This window comes from Enterobacter sp. DSM 30060, from assembly GCF_013375955.1.
Lineage (GTDB): Bacteria > Pseudomonadota > Gammaproteobacteria > Enterobacterales > Enterobacteriaceae > Enterobacter > Enterobacter intestinihominis.
Genome location: NZ_CP056118.1, coordinates 92889 through 110367 on the forward strand (window position 1 = coordinate 92889; position 17479 = coordinate 110367).

Genomic DNA, 17479 nt, shown 5'->3' on the forward strand with positions numbered 1-17479 from the left:
GCCATAAACTCAAAAAAAATAAAGGCGCAACTTACGCTTACTGACGTTCCGTTTTTTAGTAACGCGTGGCAATCCGCATATTGTTATACATTTTCATATCCGGAAATTTATTCCCCAAGCGAATGATTTAATTTCACCTATTCATACCAATTATGAATTGACTGCTACACTTACTGGCGACAGACATACGCAGGAGAGGCGAATGAAAATATTATTGTGGGCTATTTTGATTATATTTCTGATAGGGCTGCTGGTGGTAACCGGCGTATTCAAAATGATTTTCTGATACGTTTGCCCGGCTCCGCGCCGGGCAAACCTATTCACACTTCACTCAGTGCTTCGACTGGATCACACGGGCAATATCCGCCGACGTCTGTAGCGTACGGATCTCCTGAAATAATCCCAGCGCGTCGTCGTACTCTTTCCGTAAATAACTCAGCCACTGCTTAATGCGCGCGACATGATACAACCCGGTATCGCCCTGCTTTTCCAGCCGCGTGTATTTTTGCAGGAGTTTCACCACGTCCGCCCACGGCATCCGCGGCTCATTGTATTTCACCACCCGGCTGAGGTTCGGCACGTTCAGCGCACCGCGGCCAATCATCACGGCATTACAGCCGGTCTCTTTGAGGCAGGCCTGCGCGCTCTCATAATCCCAGATTTCGCCGTTAGCAATCACCGGAATAGTAAGCCGTTTGCGGATCTCGCCAATCGCCTGCCAGTTAATGCGCTCGGCTTTATAACCATCCTCTTTGGTTCGCCCGTGCACCACCAGCTCGGTGGCGCCCGCCTGCTGCACCGCGTCGGCAATTTCAAACTGCCTGTCGCCGCTGTCCCATCCCAGCCGCACTTTGACCGTCACCGGTAGATGCGATGGCACCGCCTCACGCATGGCCTTTGCGCCGCGATAAATCAATTCCGGATCTTTGAGTAACGTCGCCCCGCCGCCGCTGCCGTTGACCAGCTTTGACGGACAGCCGCAGTTAAGATCGACACCGTACGAGCCAAGCGCTACCGCGCGGGCGGCGTTTTCCGCCAGCCACTCAGGATACTGGCCGAGCAGCTGGACGCGCACCAGCGTACCGGAGGGGGTGCGGCTCTGACGATGCAGTTCCGGACAGAGACGATAAAATGATTTTTCTGGCAGCAACATATCGACTACGCGCAAAAACTCCGTCACGCAGAGATCGTAATCGTTCACCTCGGTAAGCAGCTCGCGCACGAGAGAGTCGAGCACGCCTTCCATCGGGGCCAGTAAAACACGCATTCTGAGTACCTGTGAAAAAAGACGCGCTATAGTAGCTGCTCTCTATGTATGTTGAAAGCCCGGCGTTCCATTCTGGAATGTCTGGTATGCCCAAAATTCATGATGTGATCCGTGGCACATTTTCAGGTTTAATTGTATGATGAATACGTCTCAGCAAGGACTTTCACCATGAGCAAATCACTGAATACTATCTGGCAATACCTTCGCGCCTTCGTCCTGATTTATGCCTGCCTGTACGCCGGCATTTTTATCGCGTCGCTGCTGCCTATTACCATCCCCGGCAGCATTATCGGCATGTTGATCCTGTTTGTGCTGCTGGCATTACAGGTGCTGCCCGCGAAATGGGTCAACCCGGGGTGCTTCGTTCTCATTCGCTATATGGCCCTGCTTTTTGTGCCTATCGGCGTTGGGGTTATGCAGTTTTACGATGTGCTTAAGGCGCAGTTCGGCCCGATAGTGGTCTCCTGCGCCATCAGTACGCTGGTAGTTTTCCTGGTCGTCAGCTGGAGCTCACATATTGTGCATGGCGAACGTAAAGTGGTCGGGGAGAAAACAAAAAAATGATGGCGAATATCTGGTGGTCCCTGCCGTTAACCCTGGTGGTGTTCTTTGCTGCACGTAAGCTTGCGGTTCGTTTCAAAATGCCGTTGCTCAACCCGCTGCTGGTCGCCATGGTGGTGATTATTCCTTTTCTGCTGCTCACCGGCATTTCTTATGAACGTTACTTCGCCGGGAGCAAGATCCTCAACGATTTGTTGCAGCCTGCCGTGGTGGCGCTGGCGTTTCCTTTATATGAGCAACTGCATCAGATCCGCGCGCGCTGGAAATCCATCATTACCATCTGCTTTGTGGGTAGCCTTGTTGCGATGATCACCGGTACCTCGGTGGCCTTATTGATGGGCGCATCGCCGCAGATCGCCGCCTCTATCCTGCCTAAATCCGTTACTACGCCGATTGCCATGGCCGTGGGCGGCAGCATCGGCGGCATTCCGGCCATCAGCGCCGTGTGCGTGATCTTCGTCGGTATCCTGGGCGCGGTGTTTGGTCATACGCTGCTGAATATCATGAAAATTCGTACCAAAGCGGCGCGCGGTCTGGCGATGGGTACCGCCTCGCACGCGCTGGGCACCGCACGCTGCGCGGAGCTGGATTATCAGGAAGGGGCATTCAGCTCGCTGGCACTGGTGATCTGCGGGATTATAACCTCCCTGCTCGCGCCGTTTATCTTCCCGATTATTCTGGCAGTAATGGGCTAAAATTTGCGATGCGTCGCGCAAATTTCATTTTCATTTCATAAGTTGCATACATAATGAGATTTGGATCACATATAAAGGCCGTACGGCTCCGTACACTACCGATCCATTAACCTTGATGAGGCAACGTCATGCATCCACGTTTTCAAGCTGCTTTCTCTCAGCTTGCAGAGAATTTGCAATCAGCCCTGGCTCCGGTTCTGGCGGATGCGCATTTCCCCGCCCTGCTGACGGCAGATCAGGTCACGACGCTTAAACAGGCAACGGGGCTGGACGAAGACGCGCTGGCTTTCGCCCTGCTGCCGCTGGCGGCTGCTTGCGCCCGCGCTGACCTTTCCCATTTTAACGTAGGCGCAATTGCGCGCGGCGTGAGCGGGACCTGGTACTTCGGCGGGAACATGGAATTTCTCGGTGCGACCATGCAGCAAACCGTTCATGCGGAGCAGAGTGCCATCAGTCACGCCTGGCTGCGCGGCGAAAAGGCCCTGCGCGCCATCACCGTCAACTATACCCCTTGCGGCCACTGCCGCCAGTTTATGAATGAGCTGAACAGCGGTCTTGAACTGCGTATCAACCTGCCGGGACGCGCGCCGCATACGCTGGGTGATTACCTGCCGGATGCTTTTGGCCCTAAAGATCTTGAGATCAAAACCCTGCTGATGGATGAGCAGGACCACGGTTACGCGCTCTCAGGGGATGCGCTCAGCGAAGCGGCCATTGCCGCCGCCAATAAAAGCCACACCCCATACAGCAAATCACCAAGCGGCGTCGCCCTTCAGTGCCGCGACGGCCGCATCTTCACCGGCAGCTATGCAGAGAACGCCGCGTTTAACCCGACGCTGCCTCCGCTCCAGGGCGCCCTGAACCTGCTCAGCCTGAACGGGTATGACTACCCGGATATTCAGCGCGCGATCCTCGCTGAAAAGGCCGATGCACCGCTGATCCAGTGGGACGCGACCGCAGCCACGCTGAAAGCGCTGGGCTGTTCAACCATCGACCGCGTGCTGCTGGCATAATCTGTTCGGCGGGCAGATCTGCCCGCCAGTCTGACGAAAAACCCCTCAGTTGAATCGCTGTTTCTTGCGCTAACCAGGCGGGTACAGTAGCCTGAGGGAAATTTCATCATCGGTACGAGCCATCTGCATGTTAAAGCGCGTGTTTTACAGCCTGTCTGTCCTGGTCGGCATACTGCTGTTGATCGTGCTGGGTCTCGACCGCTGGATGAGCTGGAAAACAGCTCCCTACATTTTTGATGACCTACAGGACCTCCCCTACCGCCAGGTTGGCGTGGTGCTTGGCACCGCCAAGTATTACCGCACCGGCGTCATCAATCAGTATTACCGGTATCGTATTCAGGGCGCACTGAACGCCTATAACAGCGGCAAGGTGAACTATCTGCTGTTAAGCGGCGATAACGCCCTGCAAAGCTATAACGAGCCGGTGACGATGCGCAAAGATTTGATTGCCGCAGGCGTCGACCCGGCCGATATCGTGCTCGACTACGCCGGATTCCGCACGCTTGATTCCATCGTGCGTACCCGCAAGGTGTTCGACACCAATGATTTCATCATCATCACCCAGCGTTTCCACTGCGAGCGGGCGTTGTTTATCGCCCTTCATATGGGGATCCAGGCCCAGTGCTACGCCGTGCCGTCGCCAAAGGATATGTTGAGCGTGCGCGTACGCGAGTTTGGCGCTCGTTTTGGCGCGCTGGCTGACCTGTACCTGTTCAAGCGTGAACCGCGCTTTTTAGGCCCGCTGGTGCCGATCCCAACGATGCACGAAGTGCCTGAAAATGCGCAAGGTTATCCGGCGGTGACGCCGGAGCAGCTGCTGGAAATGCAGAAGAAGTAATAACTGATGTCGGGTGGCGGCTTCGCCTTACCCGACCTACGATCGCGATTTTGTAGGCCCGGTAAGCGTCGCGCCACCGGGCAAAAAAAGGCCCGCTACGTGAGCGGGCCTTTCCATTCTGAAGAACTTATTTCTTACGCGCGTACTTCAGTGAATCCAGGGCAACCGCGAAGATAATGATCGCGCCCTTGATGATGTACTGCCAGTACGGGTTCACGCCGATGTAGGTCAGGCCGTAGTTGATCACGGTGAAGATGATCACACCGGTCACCACGCCCAGCACGGTACCCACGCCGCCGCTGAAGGAGACGCCGCCGACCACGCAGGCCGCAATCGCATCCAGCTCGTACATAAAACCGAGGTTGTTGGTGGCAGAGCCGATACGGCCTGCTTCCAGCATCCCGCCGAAGGCGTAGAACACACCGGACAGGGCATAAATCATCAGCAGGTTCAGAGCCACGTTGACGCCGGAGACTTTCGCCGCTTCCGGGTTGCCGCCGATAGCAAAGATGTTTTTACCGAAGCGGGTTTTGTTCCACAGGATCCAGACGAACGCCACCGCAATCAGCGCATAGAAGGTGATATAGGAGAGACGGAAGCTGCCCAGCGCAACAAACCCCTGCGTGAAGGTCGAGAAGCCGCTTTCGAAGCCAGAGATTGGAGACGCGCCGACGAAATCGTAGTACAGGGAGTTGATACCATAAACGATGATCATCGTGCCAAGCGTGGTGATGAATGGCGTCACGTTCAGGTAAGCAATGATGATGCCGTTAATCAGGCCAATTACCGCGCCGATGGCGCATACGATCAGGATCACCACGAAAATCGGCATGGTCGCCATCTCCGGGAACACCTTGTTGGCGTTTTCCATCGACTGCAACAGGGTTGCCGCAATAACCGCCGCCAGACCCACCTGGCGCCCTGCCGAAAGGTCTGTCCCCTGGGTAACGATGAGCCCTGCCACGCCCAGTGCGATGATAATACGTACGGAAGACTGGGTCAGAATATTACTTAAGTTCAGCAGACTTAAGAACGTTGGGTCCTGGAAAATAATTATCGCCAGCAAGACTAAAAGAACAACGTAAATACCGCCTTCTTTCAGATAAGTGAGAAAACTTTTTTTATTTAACGCACTCATGAGGAGCCCCTGATCTTAAAGGTGCAAAGACGCAAGACGCAAAATTTCGTTTTGCGTTGTCGTTTTGGTTTCAACAATACCGGCAACGAGACCATTGCTCATAACCAGAATACGGTCTGTGATCCCTAACAATTCCGGCATTTCGGAAGAAATAATAATGATCCCTTTATCTTTTTTCGCCAGCTCTGCGATCAGCTGGTAAATCTCGAATTTTGCACCCACGTCGATACCACGCGTAGGTTCATCCAGCATCAGTATTTCAGGCTGGGTTAACAGCCAGCGACCAATAATGACTTTCTGCTGGTTCCCTCCCGAGAGTGAGCCAATTTGCGTGCGGTGGCCCGGCGTTTTCACGCGCATGGAGTCAATCACCCACTGGGTATCGCTCTTCATGCGGGAATTATCCAGCAACCCGACCTTGTTTTTGTAATTGCGAATATTAGAAATTAACGAGTTAAAGTTAATATCAAGATAAGCGTAAATACCGGTGGAACGCCGCTCTTCCGTCACCAGCGCAAAACCATTATTAATGGCTTCATTGGCGTTGTGGTTGTTGATTTTCTTACCGTGCAGGGTAATGGTGCCCTCGGCTTTCTCACGGATACCAAACAGGGTTTCCACGATATCGGTGCGCTTAGCGCCCACCAGCCCTGCGATACCAAGGATCTCGCCCTTGTGCAAATCGAAAGAGACATCGCGGATGGACGGCTGACGCAGTGAGGTCAGGTTACGCACCTCCAGAATCACTTCGCCCGGCTTGTTTTCTTTATCCGGGAAGCGCTGGTTCAATGAACGGCCAACCATCATGGCGATGATCTTGTCCATGTCCAGCCCTTCCAGCGGCTGGGTGGCAATCCACTGGCCATCGCGCAGGATGGTAATTTCATCGCACAGCTGGAAGATCTCTTCCATTTTATGTGAGATATAGACAATGCCGCAGCCGCGATCTTTCAGCTTACGGATGATGGTAAAAAGGTGGTTAACCTCTTTTTCCGTCAATGACGATGTCGGTTCATCCATGATCACGATTTTCGCATCATAGGAGAACGCTTTGGCAATTTCGATCATCTGCATCTGGGAAACGGATAATGTCCCGACACGTGCGCGCGGGTCAATATCAATATCCAGCTCATCGAAAATGGCTTTGGTGTCGCGATACATTTTATCCTGATCGACAAAGACACCTTTGGTTGGATAGCGGCCCAACCACATATTATCCATAACCGAACGTTGCAGAACCAGGTTTAATTCCTGGTGTACCATCGAGATACCGTTCTCCAGCGCTTCTTTCGCTGAATGGAAGTCGATCTCTTTTCCCTGAAAAAGAATGCTGCCAGAATCTTTTTGATAGATCCCAAAAAGGCATTTTAATAATGTTGATTTACCCGCACCGTTTTCACCCATTAACGCATGAATAGAGTGAGGACGAACTTTTAAATTAACATTATCGAGCGCCTTAACACCGGGGAATGACTTGTTAACACCGGTCATTTCCAACAAGTATTCACCGGACGACTGAGTAGTTGTGCTGACCATAATTATACCTTGTTGGCCTCGCATATCGCGTTATAAAAGGGCGCAACGAATTGCGCCCAGTGAAGACAATTCAGTTAACTTATTTACCGATAAACTCAGCCAGGTTGGACTGGTCTACGCCCACGTAAGGAACGCGAACGATTTTGTTTTCAATTTTCCAGCTGGTGCCGTCAGCAGCGCCTTTACCATCAGCGAGGTTTTTCGCCAGATCGAAGGTGGCTTTCGCCTGGTTGTTAGCATCGTTCAGCACGGTACCGGCCATTGCGCCAGATTTCACCAGCGCCAGCGCTTCTGGCAGGGCATCCACACCGAATACAGGAATGGCGGATTTGTTGTGTGCTTTCAGCGCTTCAACTGCACCCATTGCCATTGCATCGTTGTTGGCGATGACCACTTCAATTTTGTTGGCGTTCGGGCCAGAGAGCCACGCATCCATCTTATCTTTCGCCTGAGCGGTGTCCCACATTGCGGTGTCTAACGCCAGCTGCTGGGTTTTCAGGCCCTTGTCGTTCAGCTCTTTAATAACGTAGGTGGTACGTGCTTCAGCATCCGGATGGCCCGGTTCGCCTTTCAGCAGAACGAACTGAATCTGACCATCTTTGTTCATATCCCAGTTTGGGTTCGCCGCCCAGTGTTTCGCAATCAGATCGCCCTGGATAATCCCGGACTCTTTGGAGTCAGTACCCACGTAATACGCTTTATCGTAGCTGTCCAGCGCTTTACGGGAAGGCTCTTTGTTGAAGAAGACAATCGGCACGTTCTGGCCGCGTGCTTTCTCGATCACCGTACCTGCCGCAGCCGGGTCAACCAGGTTAATAGCCAGCGCTTTCACGCCTTTTGCCAGAAGAACGTCAATCTGATCGTTCTGTTTAGACTGGTCATTCTGGGAGTCATTCATCAGCAGCTGCACGTCTGGCGCTGATTTAGCATCTTTTTCAATTGCTTTACGCACAACGGACATGAAGTTGTCGTCGTATTTATAGATAGTCACGCCAATACGGGTATCCGCTGCGTGTGCTGCTGCGCCAAAAAGCATGCTTGCCATGACAGCAGACAGAGTCAACACCTTCTTATTCATGGTATCTCCGGTTTTTTTTATGCAGGGTAGTTCTTGTGAAAAACGGTCGGCGGGCAGATGTTAATAAAACGTTACTGATCGCCGAAGTTCACTTATAAAATGTCCAGCTTCCGTGTTCGGTAACGCTCCAGAAATGCGTTTTATTCGTTGTTTGAGGCTTTCTGGTCACGGTAAAAGTGAATAATCACCGTTACATTGTGTTTCAGCCCCTAAAACGCTGACATCATAGACAGCGGCTTGTTAAGATACTGTGAATTTACTCACAGATTGAAAACGGTTACATCACGTGATGTTATCAGTTAGTGATCGGAGCCACAGTTTGTCGGATAGCGACCGAATGGCGGCGTACTAAAGTCGGCATAAAACAATGCGTTGCGTCAGGATCTAACAGCCCTGCCGCCCCCTGTAACGCCAGCTCTGTCGCCAGTTTCGCCATCGACGCAATGGGGTAACGCACCGTTGTCAGTTGCGGATCGGTGTAACGGGCAATCGGAATATCATCAAAACCGATCAGCGATAAATGCTGCGGCACCGCAATGCCATTATCTTTCAGCGCGGTAAGCGCACCTGCCGCCATGCTGTCGTTATAGGCAAACACGGCCGTCAGCTGAAGATTACGCCCCAGCAGTTCCACCATTGCCGCTTCACCGCCCTGCATGTCCGGCGAACCGGTACCAACCCAGCTCTCCAGCGGCGCAATGCCCTGTTCTTTCAGGGCGTTTTGCCAGCCCTCACGGCGCATCATGTCGTCTTCAATACCGTGGCTGGAAGCCAGATAACCAATGCGCTGATGGCCGTTGCTGATGAGCATCCGCGTCGCCATCATCGCGCCGCTGATGTTATCCAGACCGACGCAGCGGTGCGCATAACCGGGGACGATACGGTTGATCAGCACCATACCGGGGATCTGCTCCATAAACCCGGCCAGCTCTTCATCGCTCAGGGCTTTTGAGTGCACGATCAGGGCGTTACAGCGCTGGCGGATCAGTACCTCAATGGCATAACGCTCTTTTTCAGCCTCGTGATAGCTGTTGCCAATCAGCACATATTTCTGGTGCTGCTGAGCAACGACGTCCACCGCTTTGACCAGCGCGCCGAAGAAGGCGTCCGACACGTCCATCACCACGACACCAATGGTATCGCTGACCTGCGTCGCCAGCGCCTGAGCATTGGCGTTTGGCCGGTACCCCAGCTGGGTCACGGCTTTCATTACGGTTTCACGCGTTTCAGGGCTGACCAGCGCACTGTTGTTCAGCACGCGGGAGACAGTAGCAACAGAAACACCCGCCTGGCGGGCGACGTCACGAATGGTGATCATATTCACCACCCTTAAAAGGATTGCAGCAACTCACAGACACCCCCTGTGTTTAGCAAGGTGGCTATTCTGGCAGCGAGAGAGAAGAGACTACGTGAAGAAGCTCACACAGATGAAAACGCTTACATCCGTTTTGTTAATGATTGTGATCCAGATCGTTATCTGGATGTATTACGCAATGACACGCCCGACGCAAGGGCGGTTAACCGTCGCCATACCCACTCCAGCGGGCCCTGGCGGAAAAAACGCAGCCAGATAACTGAAAACACCACGTTAACAATCCAGACCGGAATAACAAACGCCAGCAGCGTCAGGCGGTCGAATTTCATAAACAGGCCGAATCGGTAGAAAAGCGTGGTGCATATCAGCGTTTGGAGGATGTAATTGCTTAACGCCATCCGTCCAACGCAGGCCACCGCACTGACGATCCACAGGCGAGAAAGCCGGGGCCAGAAGCCATAGATCAGCGCCGCATAGCCAATGGTCTGGAACGGCGCGCTCAGTTCGCGCGGCACCTGCAACAGGAAGGCGCACCAGCGATAATCCCACTGAAGATGCCACTGTACGATCACCGCCGGAAGGTTAATCATCACGCCGAGCAGTACCAGGCCAGCGCCTGTGAGACGATAGTGTCGCAGGCTAAATTCTCCTTTCAGCCAGCCGGTGCGCATCAGGGCTGCGCCCATCAGCATCATCCCCGCCAGCTGCCAGCCGTATTGCGCCCCCAGCGCCAGCAGGTTATCGCCGAGCATATCGGCCCGGTTGCCGATCGCTTCTATGCCGCCTTTCAGCTTCCAGAACTGCTCATATTGCAGATTGGCCGCATCCGGGATCCACGAACGACTGGTGGAAGCATCAGCGATCATGCCAAGCAGCAATAACACGGTCAGTCCCATGACATAGAGCATCACGCCAGTGTTAAAGAGGCTTTTTACACCGGGCGCGTCGCGGATCAGCCGCCAGCAAATCAGGCCCACCAGACCATACGCGAGCAGAATATCGCCGTCCCAGAAAAGCAGCCCGTGAATAAAACCGAGGATAACCAGCAGCGTTAAACGCGACTGGATCCAGCGCGTACCGCGTTTGAGGAGAAGCTGAAGTCCCGCGCCAAACAGAAGCGCAAAGAGGGTCAGAAATTTAACCTGTGCGAAGAGATCAAGGATTGCCCACGTCCAGGCGTCGCTGCGCGTGATGTCGCCATACCATGCAGGGTTCAGATAGGCGGCCTTCGGCAGACCGAAGGCGCTGATATTCAGCAGCAGGATACCGAGAATGGCGACGCCGCGAACAAAATCGAGCGTGACGTTTCGCTCCATGGTCCCTGCCCTGTCTGATTAGTTGTGGTGGCGCACGGCGCGCAGAAACTCCTGGCGGGTGTTCTGGCTCGATTTGAACAGGCCGCCCAGCGAGGTGGTGGTAGTCGCGCTGGTTGCATCACGCACGCCACGCGCTTTCACGCAGTAGTGAACCGCGTCGATAGACACCGCCACGTTGTTAGTCCCCAACAGGGTTTGCAGTGCGGTCAGGATCTGCTGCGTCAGACGCTCCTGCACCTGAGGACGCTGGGCAAAGAACTGCACGATGCGGTTGATCTTGGACAGGCCAATGACCGTATCTTTTGGAATATAGGCCACCGTCGCTTTACCATCGATGGTCACAAAGTGATGCTCGCAGGTGCTGGTCAGCGTGATATCGCGTACCGTCACCATCTCATCGACCTTCATCTTGTTTTCAATGACGGTGATTTTCGGGAAGTTCGCGTAATCCAGGCCGGAGAAAATTTCGTCGACGTACATTTTCGCGATGCGGTGCGGCGTCTCCATCAGGCTGTCGTCGCTCAGATCGAGATTCAGCAGTTGCATGATCTCCGTCATATGGCCGGCGATCAGACTCTTGCGGGTAACATTGTCCAGCTCCTGCACGGGCGGGCGCAGTGGCGTTTCAAGACCGCGCGCAACCAGCGCTTCATGGACAAGGGCTGCTTCTTTACTGAGTGATGACATTCTTTTCTCCTGCAGGTGTGGCGTCTTTTGCCCTCGTTGTGGCAAAAGTGTGCGCTCATTGTGCGTGAGGCGACGCACATAATCCAGTATTCACGTCGATAATTATTGCAATTGCTGTTGCCTTTCAGCCTGACGGTTCCAGACTAACGCTCCGCCAGCGAACAGCGCGATCCCCGCCAGCCCCAGCGCAGGTTCCAGCCGGTGCGTGAGCCAGGTCGAGAGTGCCGACGTGACCGGACCAATCAGCTGACCAATGGCATACCCGGTGGTGAGCAGTCCCGCCATATAACGCGTATGATCTGGCGCCAGCTCGCGACCGTACAGAAGAGAGAGCTGCACGGCGCAGAGGAACCCGCCGCCCACCAGCAGCCCACCCGTTAGCAAGCCGCCAATGCCCGGCAGCAGCCAGGCCGCCAGCACGCCAATCCCCTGTAACCAGAGAACAATCGCCAGCCTGCGGTTAGCGCTTGATGTATGCCGCAGGGCAATACTGATCGCAATCCCCACCACCGAGGCGGCGCCAAATATTGGCCAGACAAACTGGGCAAACAGGCTGCCGGGGAAACGCACCGCCGCCATTTGCGACAGGAAGGTCGCAGGGAGGATATAGCCGAACCCTGCCAGGCTGTAGCTCCAGACCAGACGCCTGAGATCCGTAGTCAGCAGCAACGGCTCAGGCGCGGTACCGGGGCGATGAAGCTGGCCCGCGCGCGGCAGATAGCGCGCCACCAGCGCAATCAGCACCAGCGCCAGTACGCCGTAGATTTGCCATGCCGCGCCGGCAGACAGGGATCTCGCCTGAATATAGACCGCCAGCAGGCCACTCAGGGCGATGCCTGCCCCGGGTCCGGCAAAGACGGCTGCACTAAGCCCCGGCTTGCCCAGCTGCCCCAGCCGCTCGTTGGTCCAGGCGGCAATCAGCACCATCGACCAGCCGCTCATGCAGCCGATCACAAAGCGCAGCAGACCGTGAACGACAGCATTATCTGCCGCCGCAGAGAGCAGCGTCAGCGCCACCGCGCCAGTGATGCCAAGCCAGAGACGCGTTTCAACGAAGCGATGAGCGCGCATAGCATCCCATGCCCCCACCAGATAGCCCAGGTAGTTCATTGCCGCCACCAGCCCCGCGCTGGTGAGCGTGAGTTGCCCGGCGGTAATCATCAGCGGCACCTGAGGCGTGAAGGCGAAGCGCCCTATCCCCATCGCCACAATCAGAACCACAAATCCGCTGAGCGCGATACGCAGCGCCATGATCGCTCCAATTGTTAAAGAAAAGTAAATTTATGATGCAACATCTCGCCGTCCTGCGAAAGTGAAAGTTGCTCACAGGTCAATGAAAACTCTGTATTATGCGTTTTATGAATAGTCTTTCGGATAAGGAGCCCTGCATGGAACTGCTCGAAGAGCATCGTTGTTTTGAAGGTCGACAGCAGCGCTGGCGGCACGACTCCACCACGCTGAACTGTGCTATGACGTTCAGCATTTTCCTGCCCCCTGCGGACAATCCACCGGTGCTGTACTGGCTTTCAGGCCTGACCTGCAACGACGAAAATTTCACCACCAAAGCGGGCGCCCAGCGTATTGCCGCCGAACTGGGCATTGCGCTGGTGATGCCAGATACCAGCCCGCGTGGCGATGACGTGGCCGACGATGCCGGATACGATTTGGGTAAAGGCGCCGGGTTCTATCTCAACGCCACGGAACAACCCTGGGCGAGCCATTACCGCATGTATGACTACATTCGCGATGAACTCCCTGCCCTGGTGCACTCTCAGTTCGCGGTCAGCGAGCGCTGCGCGATAAGCGGACATTCGATGGGTGGCCACGGGGCGCTGATAATGGCGCTGAAAAATCCGGGGAAATACACCAGCGTGTCCGCATTTGCGCCGATTGTGAACCCAACGCAGGTGCCGTGGGGGCAAAAAGCCTTCACGCACTATCTGGGTGAGGATGCAGAGAAATGGCAGGAATGGGACAGCTGTGCGCTGTTGCTGGCAAGCCAGCCAGAAGACGCTATCCCGATGCTGGTGGATCAGGGTGATGCCGATCAGTTCCTCGCCGGGCAGTTACAGCCTGCGGTGCTGGCGGAAGCCGCGCGCCAGAAGGACTGGCCGCTGACTCTGCGCATACAGCCGGGATACGATCACAGCTATTACTTTATGGCGTCCTTTATTGAAGATCATCTTCGCTTCCATGCGACACATTTGTTCGCGTAAATACAGCTGTTTGCCCGATAGCCTCTCGCCTGTCGGGCCTTTCCCCTCATTTACATAATCCTATCCGCTTGAATCCAGCCTGTTTTCCGTCGCCCTCACTCAAACACAAATGATTTCAATTATCATTTGTGTTTACAATTCTACATTCTTTTGTACAATTCCAGGCTCTTCTCCATCTCAAAGAGTTCTTACAAGACAAAAACATACAGTTCTCAGGGTTATCCCGATGGAGTTTTTTTCATTTTTATACGGAATGTACAAATGACAATACCACGCATTAAGCTCCTGGCCGTCGCCATTGGCGCTGCCACATGTTCCCCCTTCGTTCACGCAGCCGATCAGGATACCGTTGTCGTTACCGCGACGGGTTTTGAACAAAAGATCCAGAATGCCCCCGCCTCCATCTCTGTAATTTCAAAACAGCAGATTGAAGATAAAGCCTACCGTGATGTTACCGATGCCCTGAGAGATGTCCCGGGCGTCGTCGTCACCGGCGGTGGAAGTAGCAGTGATATCAGTATTCGCGGCATGGCCTCTCAGTACACCCTGTTCCTGGTGAACGGCAAACGCGTCAGTACGCGAAGCACCCGCCCAAACAGCGACAACTCGGGTATTGAACAAGGCTGGCTGCCGCCGCTGGAGTCCATTGAGCGCATCGAGGTCATCCGCGGCCCGATGTCCTCGCTTTACGGCTCCGATGCTATGGGTGGCGTCATTAACGTCATTACCAAAAAAGTCTCGAACACCAAAGCCTGGACCGGTTCGTTGCATGGCGATGCAACCTTCCAGGAAAATCATGACTCCGGCGATATCTTCCAGACCAACGCCTACGCCTCTGGTCCCCTGATTGACGGGCTGCTGGGTGCAAAAGTGACGGGGCTGTTGTCACGCCGCGCAGAAGATAAAATCGTGAACGGCTATAACGAGCAGAAAATGCGTAACGGTGGCATTACGCTGAACTTTACCCCGGACGAGAAGAACGATTTCGATCTCGACTTTGCTCGCGAGCTTCAGGACAGAAACAGCACCCCGGGGATGTCGAAAGCAGCTGAAACCTGCCGGGGAACAACCTGTACGCCAAATACCAAAAGCGACTCGCGCTATGAGCACACGACCTACTCGTTAACCCACAGTGGTTATTACGACGACTTCAATACCACCAGCTATATCCAGCAGGAAGAGACCAATAATCCAGGTCGCAAAATGCGTTCCTACAACACCACCTTTAACAACCAGAACCAGATCTTCCTCGGCGATCATACGTTGACCCTCGGCGGGCAGTACCGCTATGAGAAACTGCGCGACAACGGTAATCAGCTGGAAGCTGCTGACGGCCTGAACAAACTGACGCGCTGGAGCTGGGCCCTGTTTGCCGAAGATGAATGGTCAATGACGGAAAGCTTTACGTTGACAGGCGGCCTGCGTATGGACAAAGACCAAAACTACGGGACGAACTGGACGCCGCGCGGTTACGGCGTATGGCACCTGGCCGATCAGTGGACGTTGAAAGGCGGGGTTTCTGCTGGCTATCGTGCGCCGGATCTGCGTCAGTCGTCTGCCAGCTGGGGCCAGGTGACAGGTGGCGGCCGTCTTGACGGTATCATCGTCGGCAACCCGGATCTGAAACCCGAGAAGAGCCTGAGCGAAGAGCTCGCCCTGCTCTGGGATAACAACGATAACCTTAATGCCGGTGTGACCCTGTTTAATACCGACTTCAAGGACAAGATTACGGAAGTTCGCCGCTGTAACAGTAGCGCCGATCCCGCCTGTACGATTGGCGATCATAGCTATGATTTCGTCAGCGATCGCGTCAACGTGGACAAAGCCAATATGCGCGGTGTGGAGTCCTCCTTCGGCTGGAAAATCACGCGCGATGTGAACTGGACTGCAAACTACACCTATACGGAATCCGAGCAGAAGAGCGGCCAGTTCTCCGGCAAGCCACTGAACAAAATGCCAAAACACATGTTCAACACCACCCTGGACTGGCAGGCAACGCCCGACGTCGGCTTCTGGAGCCGTCTGAACCTGCGCGGTAAAACGTCTGAGTACCTGAGCCGCACGTCAATGTCCCAGGGTACACCGTCCTACACTCAGGTGGATGTCGGTATGCGCTACAACGCCAACAAAAACCTGCTGGTTACTGCCGGTGTGTATAACGTGCTCGATAAGCAGATTGACTACGATACGTATGACACCGTGCTGGATGGCCGTCGCTATACCGTTGGCATGACTTACAGCTTCTGATCTGCCCATAAAAAAGCCCGCTCGATTGAGCGGGCTAAAAGAGAGGAAGTGCGGTTATTGTTTAAATCGTTCCGGGAAATCCATTTCACTGTAGCGAACGAAGCGCGTTCCTTTCGTCAGTTTGTAGCCAAACCAGATGATCAGGAACAGCGGAATGCCAATATAGGTAGCCGTGACGGCGCCCCAGTCAATGGTGTCCGCAAGGAAGGCCTCATAGTTCTGGCCCAGGGTAATGATCAGGCACAGAACGAAGGCGAAGATCGGCCCCAGCGGGAAGAACCCTGACCGGTACGGCAGATTATTCAGATCATGCCCCTGCTTGACGTATCCGCGACGGAAACGGTAGTGGCTGATGGCAATGCCCAGCCAGGCAATGAAGCCCGTCATACCAGAGGTGTTAAGCAGCCACAGGTAGACCGTCTGGTTGCCGAACATGGAGGTCAGGAAACAGAGACCCGCAATCACCGTGGTCGCATACAGCGCGTTGCGTGGCACGCCACCGCGAGACAGTTTCGAGAAAATACGTGGCGCTTTACCGTCGCAGGCCAGGGTGTAGAGCATGCGGGTAGAGGCGTACATACCGGAGTTACCCGCAGACAGTACCGCCGTCAGGATCACCGCGTTCATCACCGCCGCCGCAGAGAGCAGACCCGCGTGCTGGAAGACCAGGGTGAACGGGCTGACGCTGATGTCTTTCACATCGTTACGCAGCAGGCTTGGGTCGGTATACGGAATGATCAGGCTGATAATCAGGATCGCGAACACATAGAACAGCAGGATACGCCAGAACACCTGACGCACCGCGCGCGGGATGGTCTTCTCCGGGTTTTCGGATTCACCGGCCGCAATGCCAATCAGTTCGGTGCCCTGGAAGGAGAAGCCGACAATCATCGCCACGCCAATCATCGCCGAGAAGCCCCCGGCAAACGGCGCATCGCCTATTGTCCAGTTACTCCAGCCCGCCGGTTCGGCCCCTTTGAAAATACCAACGATCATCGCCACACCGACGACGATAAAGATGATGACGGTTGCCACTTTAATCAAAGAGAACCAGTATTCCGCTTCGCCGAAACCGCGCACGGAGATGTAGTTCAGCAGGAAGATGACCGCCAGGAACAGGGCGCTCCAGATCCAGCCGGGCGTGTCCGGGAACCACCAGGTCATCACCAGCTGTGCGGCGACGAGGTCAACGGCGATGGTCACCGCCCAGTTGTACCAGTAGTTCCAGCCCAGCGCGAAGCCGAAGCCTTCCTCAACGTATTTTTGTCCGTAGGTCGAAAACGAACCAGACACCGGCATGTATGCCGCCAGTTCGCCCAGGCTGGTCATCAGGAAGTAGACCATCAGGCCAATCAGGATATAAGAGAATAATGCCCCACCCGGGCCGGCTGCCGAAATTGTTGCGCCAGAGGCAACGAAAAGACCCGTACCGATGGAGCCGCCAATGGCGATCATCGTCAGGTGACGCGCCTTAAGTGCGCGACGTAGCGCGGGCGCTTCTGTGGTTTTAGTTTCTGAAACCATGTGAAAATGCTGTCCATTCAATAAATGAGGCGCGATTGTAGCAGACGA

General features: G+C 54.7%; 16 protein-coding genes. 7 read left to right on the forward strand and 9 right to left on the reverse strand.

Going from position 1 to position 17479, the window contains the following annotated elements; all coding sequences use genetic code 11:
• Window positions 1-202 precede the first annotated feature (202 nt).
• The gene (gene yohP / locus HWQ15_RS00385; RefSeq protein ID WP_000698460.1) at window positions 203-286 is read left to right on the forward strand and encodes a small membrane protein YohP; all 84 of its coding nucleotides are present in this window, start codon (window positions 203-205) and stop codon (window positions 284-286) included.
• A 45-nt stretch (window positions 287-331) separates the two neighbouring features.
• On the opposite strand, the gene dusC is transcribed toward yohP, so the two are convergent.
• Entirely contained in the window at window positions 332-1267 is a 936-nt protein-coding gene (dusC, locus tag HWQ15_RS00390) for a tRNA dihydrouridine(16) synthase DusC (protein ID WP_023306604.1), read from the reverse strand.
• Window positions 1268-1435: 168 nt separating this feature from the next.
• Between dusC and HWQ15_RS00395 the strand changes: the two genes are divergently transcribed.
• The 4 genes from HWQ15_RS00395 to sanA all read left to right on the forward strand — a co-directional run bounded on the left by HWQ15_RS00395 (window position 1436) and on the right by sanA (window position 4374).
• A complete protein-coding gene (locus tag HWQ15_RS00395; protein WP_063148502.1) occupies window positions 1436-1831 on the forward strand; it encodes a CidA/LrgA family protein in 396 nt (131 codons plus the stop codon).
• On the forward strand, window positions 1828-2523 hold the full coding sequence (locus HWQ15_RS00400) for a CidB/LrgB family autolysis modulator (RefSeq protein WP_022648691.1): 696 nt from the start codon (window positions 1828-1830) through the stop codon (window positions 2521-2523). Before HWQ15_RS00395 ends, HWQ15_RS00400 begins: the two co-directional genes overlap by 4 nt.
• Window positions 2524-2651: 128 nt before the next feature.
• The gene (gene cdd, locus HWQ15_RS00405; protein ID WP_022648692.1) at window positions 2652-3536 is read left to right on the forward strand and encodes a cytidine deaminase; all 885 of its coding nucleotides are present in this window, start codon (window positions 2652-2654) and stop codon (window positions 3534-3536) included.
• A gap of 127 nt (window positions 3537-3663) precedes the next feature.
• Window positions 3664-4374, forward strand: a complete 711-nt coding sequence (gene sanA / locus HWQ15_RS00410; RefSeq protein WP_022648693.1) for an outer membrane permeability protein SanA — start codon at window positions 3664-3666, stop codon at window positions 4372-4374.
• Between the two features lie 127 nt (window positions 4375-4501).
• Here the strand turns inward: sanA and mglC are convergent, their stop codons facing one another.
• The 7 genes from mglC to HWQ15_RS00445 form a co-directional block, all read right to left on the reverse strand.
• Window positions 4502-5512, reverse strand: a complete 1011-nt coding sequence (gene mglC, locus HWQ15_RS00415; protein WP_022648694.1) for a galactose/methyl galactoside ABC transporter permease MglC — start codon at window positions 5510-5512, stop codon at window positions 4502-4504.
• Between the two features lie 15 nt (window positions 5513-5527).
• Window positions 5528-7048 carry a galactose/methyl galactoside ABC transporter ATP-binding protein MglA gene (mglA, locus tag HWQ15_RS00420; RefSeq protein WP_003859320.1) on the reverse strand — a complete coding sequence of 507 codons (1521 nt, stop codon included), beginning with the start codon at window positions 7046-7048 and terminating at the stop codon, window positions 5528-5530.
• 79 nt (window positions 7049-7127) lie between these two features.
• Window positions 7128-8126, reverse strand: a complete 999-nt coding sequence (gene mglB, locus HWQ15_RS00425) for a galactose/glucose ABC transporter substrate-binding protein MglB (RefSeq protein WP_022648695.1) — start codon at window positions 8124-8126, stop codon at window positions 7128-7130.
• A 295-nt stretch (window positions 8127-8421) separates the two neighbouring features.
• Window positions 8422-9444, reverse strand: coding sequence for an HTH-type transcriptional regulator GalS (gene galS, locus HWQ15_RS00430; RefSeq protein ID WP_003859324.1), 1023 nt, complete (start codon window positions 9442-9444; stop codon window positions 8422-8424).
• A 155-nt stretch (window positions 9445-9599) separates the two neighbouring features.
• Window positions 9600-10757, reverse strand: a complete 1158-nt coding sequence (yeiB, locus tag HWQ15_RS00435; RefSeq protein ID WP_045620890.1) for a DUF418 domain-containing protein YeiB — start codon at window positions 10755-10757, stop codon at window positions 9600-9602.
• 18 nt (window positions 10758-10775) lie between these two features.
• Window positions 10776-11444, reverse strand: coding sequence for a GTP cyclohydrolase I FolE (gene folE / locus HWQ15_RS00440; RefSeq protein WP_017383384.1), 669 nt, complete (start codon window positions 11442-11444; stop codon window positions 10776-10778).
• 102 nt (window positions 11445-11546) lie between these two features.
• A complete protein-coding gene (locus HWQ15_RS00445; RefSeq protein WP_063148501.1) occupies window positions 11547-12695 on the reverse strand; it encodes a YbfB/YjiJ family MFS transporter in 1149 nt (382 codons plus the stop codon).
• 137 nt (window positions 12696-12832) lie between these two features.
• On the opposite strand from HWQ15_RS00445, the gene fghA reads away from it, so the two are divergent.
• Window positions 12833-13660: an S-formylglutathione hydrolase gene (fghA, locus tag HWQ15_RS00450; RefSeq protein WP_038416422.1), complete on the forward strand. Its 828-nt coding sequence runs from the start codon at window positions 12833-12835 to the stop codon at window positions 13658-13660.
• A 261-nt stretch (window positions 13661-13921) separates the two neighbouring features.
• A complete protein-coding gene (locus HWQ15_RS00455; RefSeq protein ID WP_023306610.1) occupies window positions 13922-15907 on the forward strand; it encodes a ligand-gated channel protein in 1986 nt (661 codons plus the stop codon).
• A 54-nt stretch (window positions 15908-15961) separates the two neighbouring features.
• On the opposite strand, the gene HWQ15_RS00460 is transcribed toward HWQ15_RS00455, so the two are convergent.
• Window positions 15962-17431, reverse strand: coding sequence for an amino acid permease (locus HWQ15_RS00460; RefSeq protein ID WP_022648700.1), 1470 nt, complete (start codon window positions 17429-17431; stop codon window positions 15962-15964).
• Between the last annotated feature and the right edge of the window lie 48 nt (window positions 17432-17479).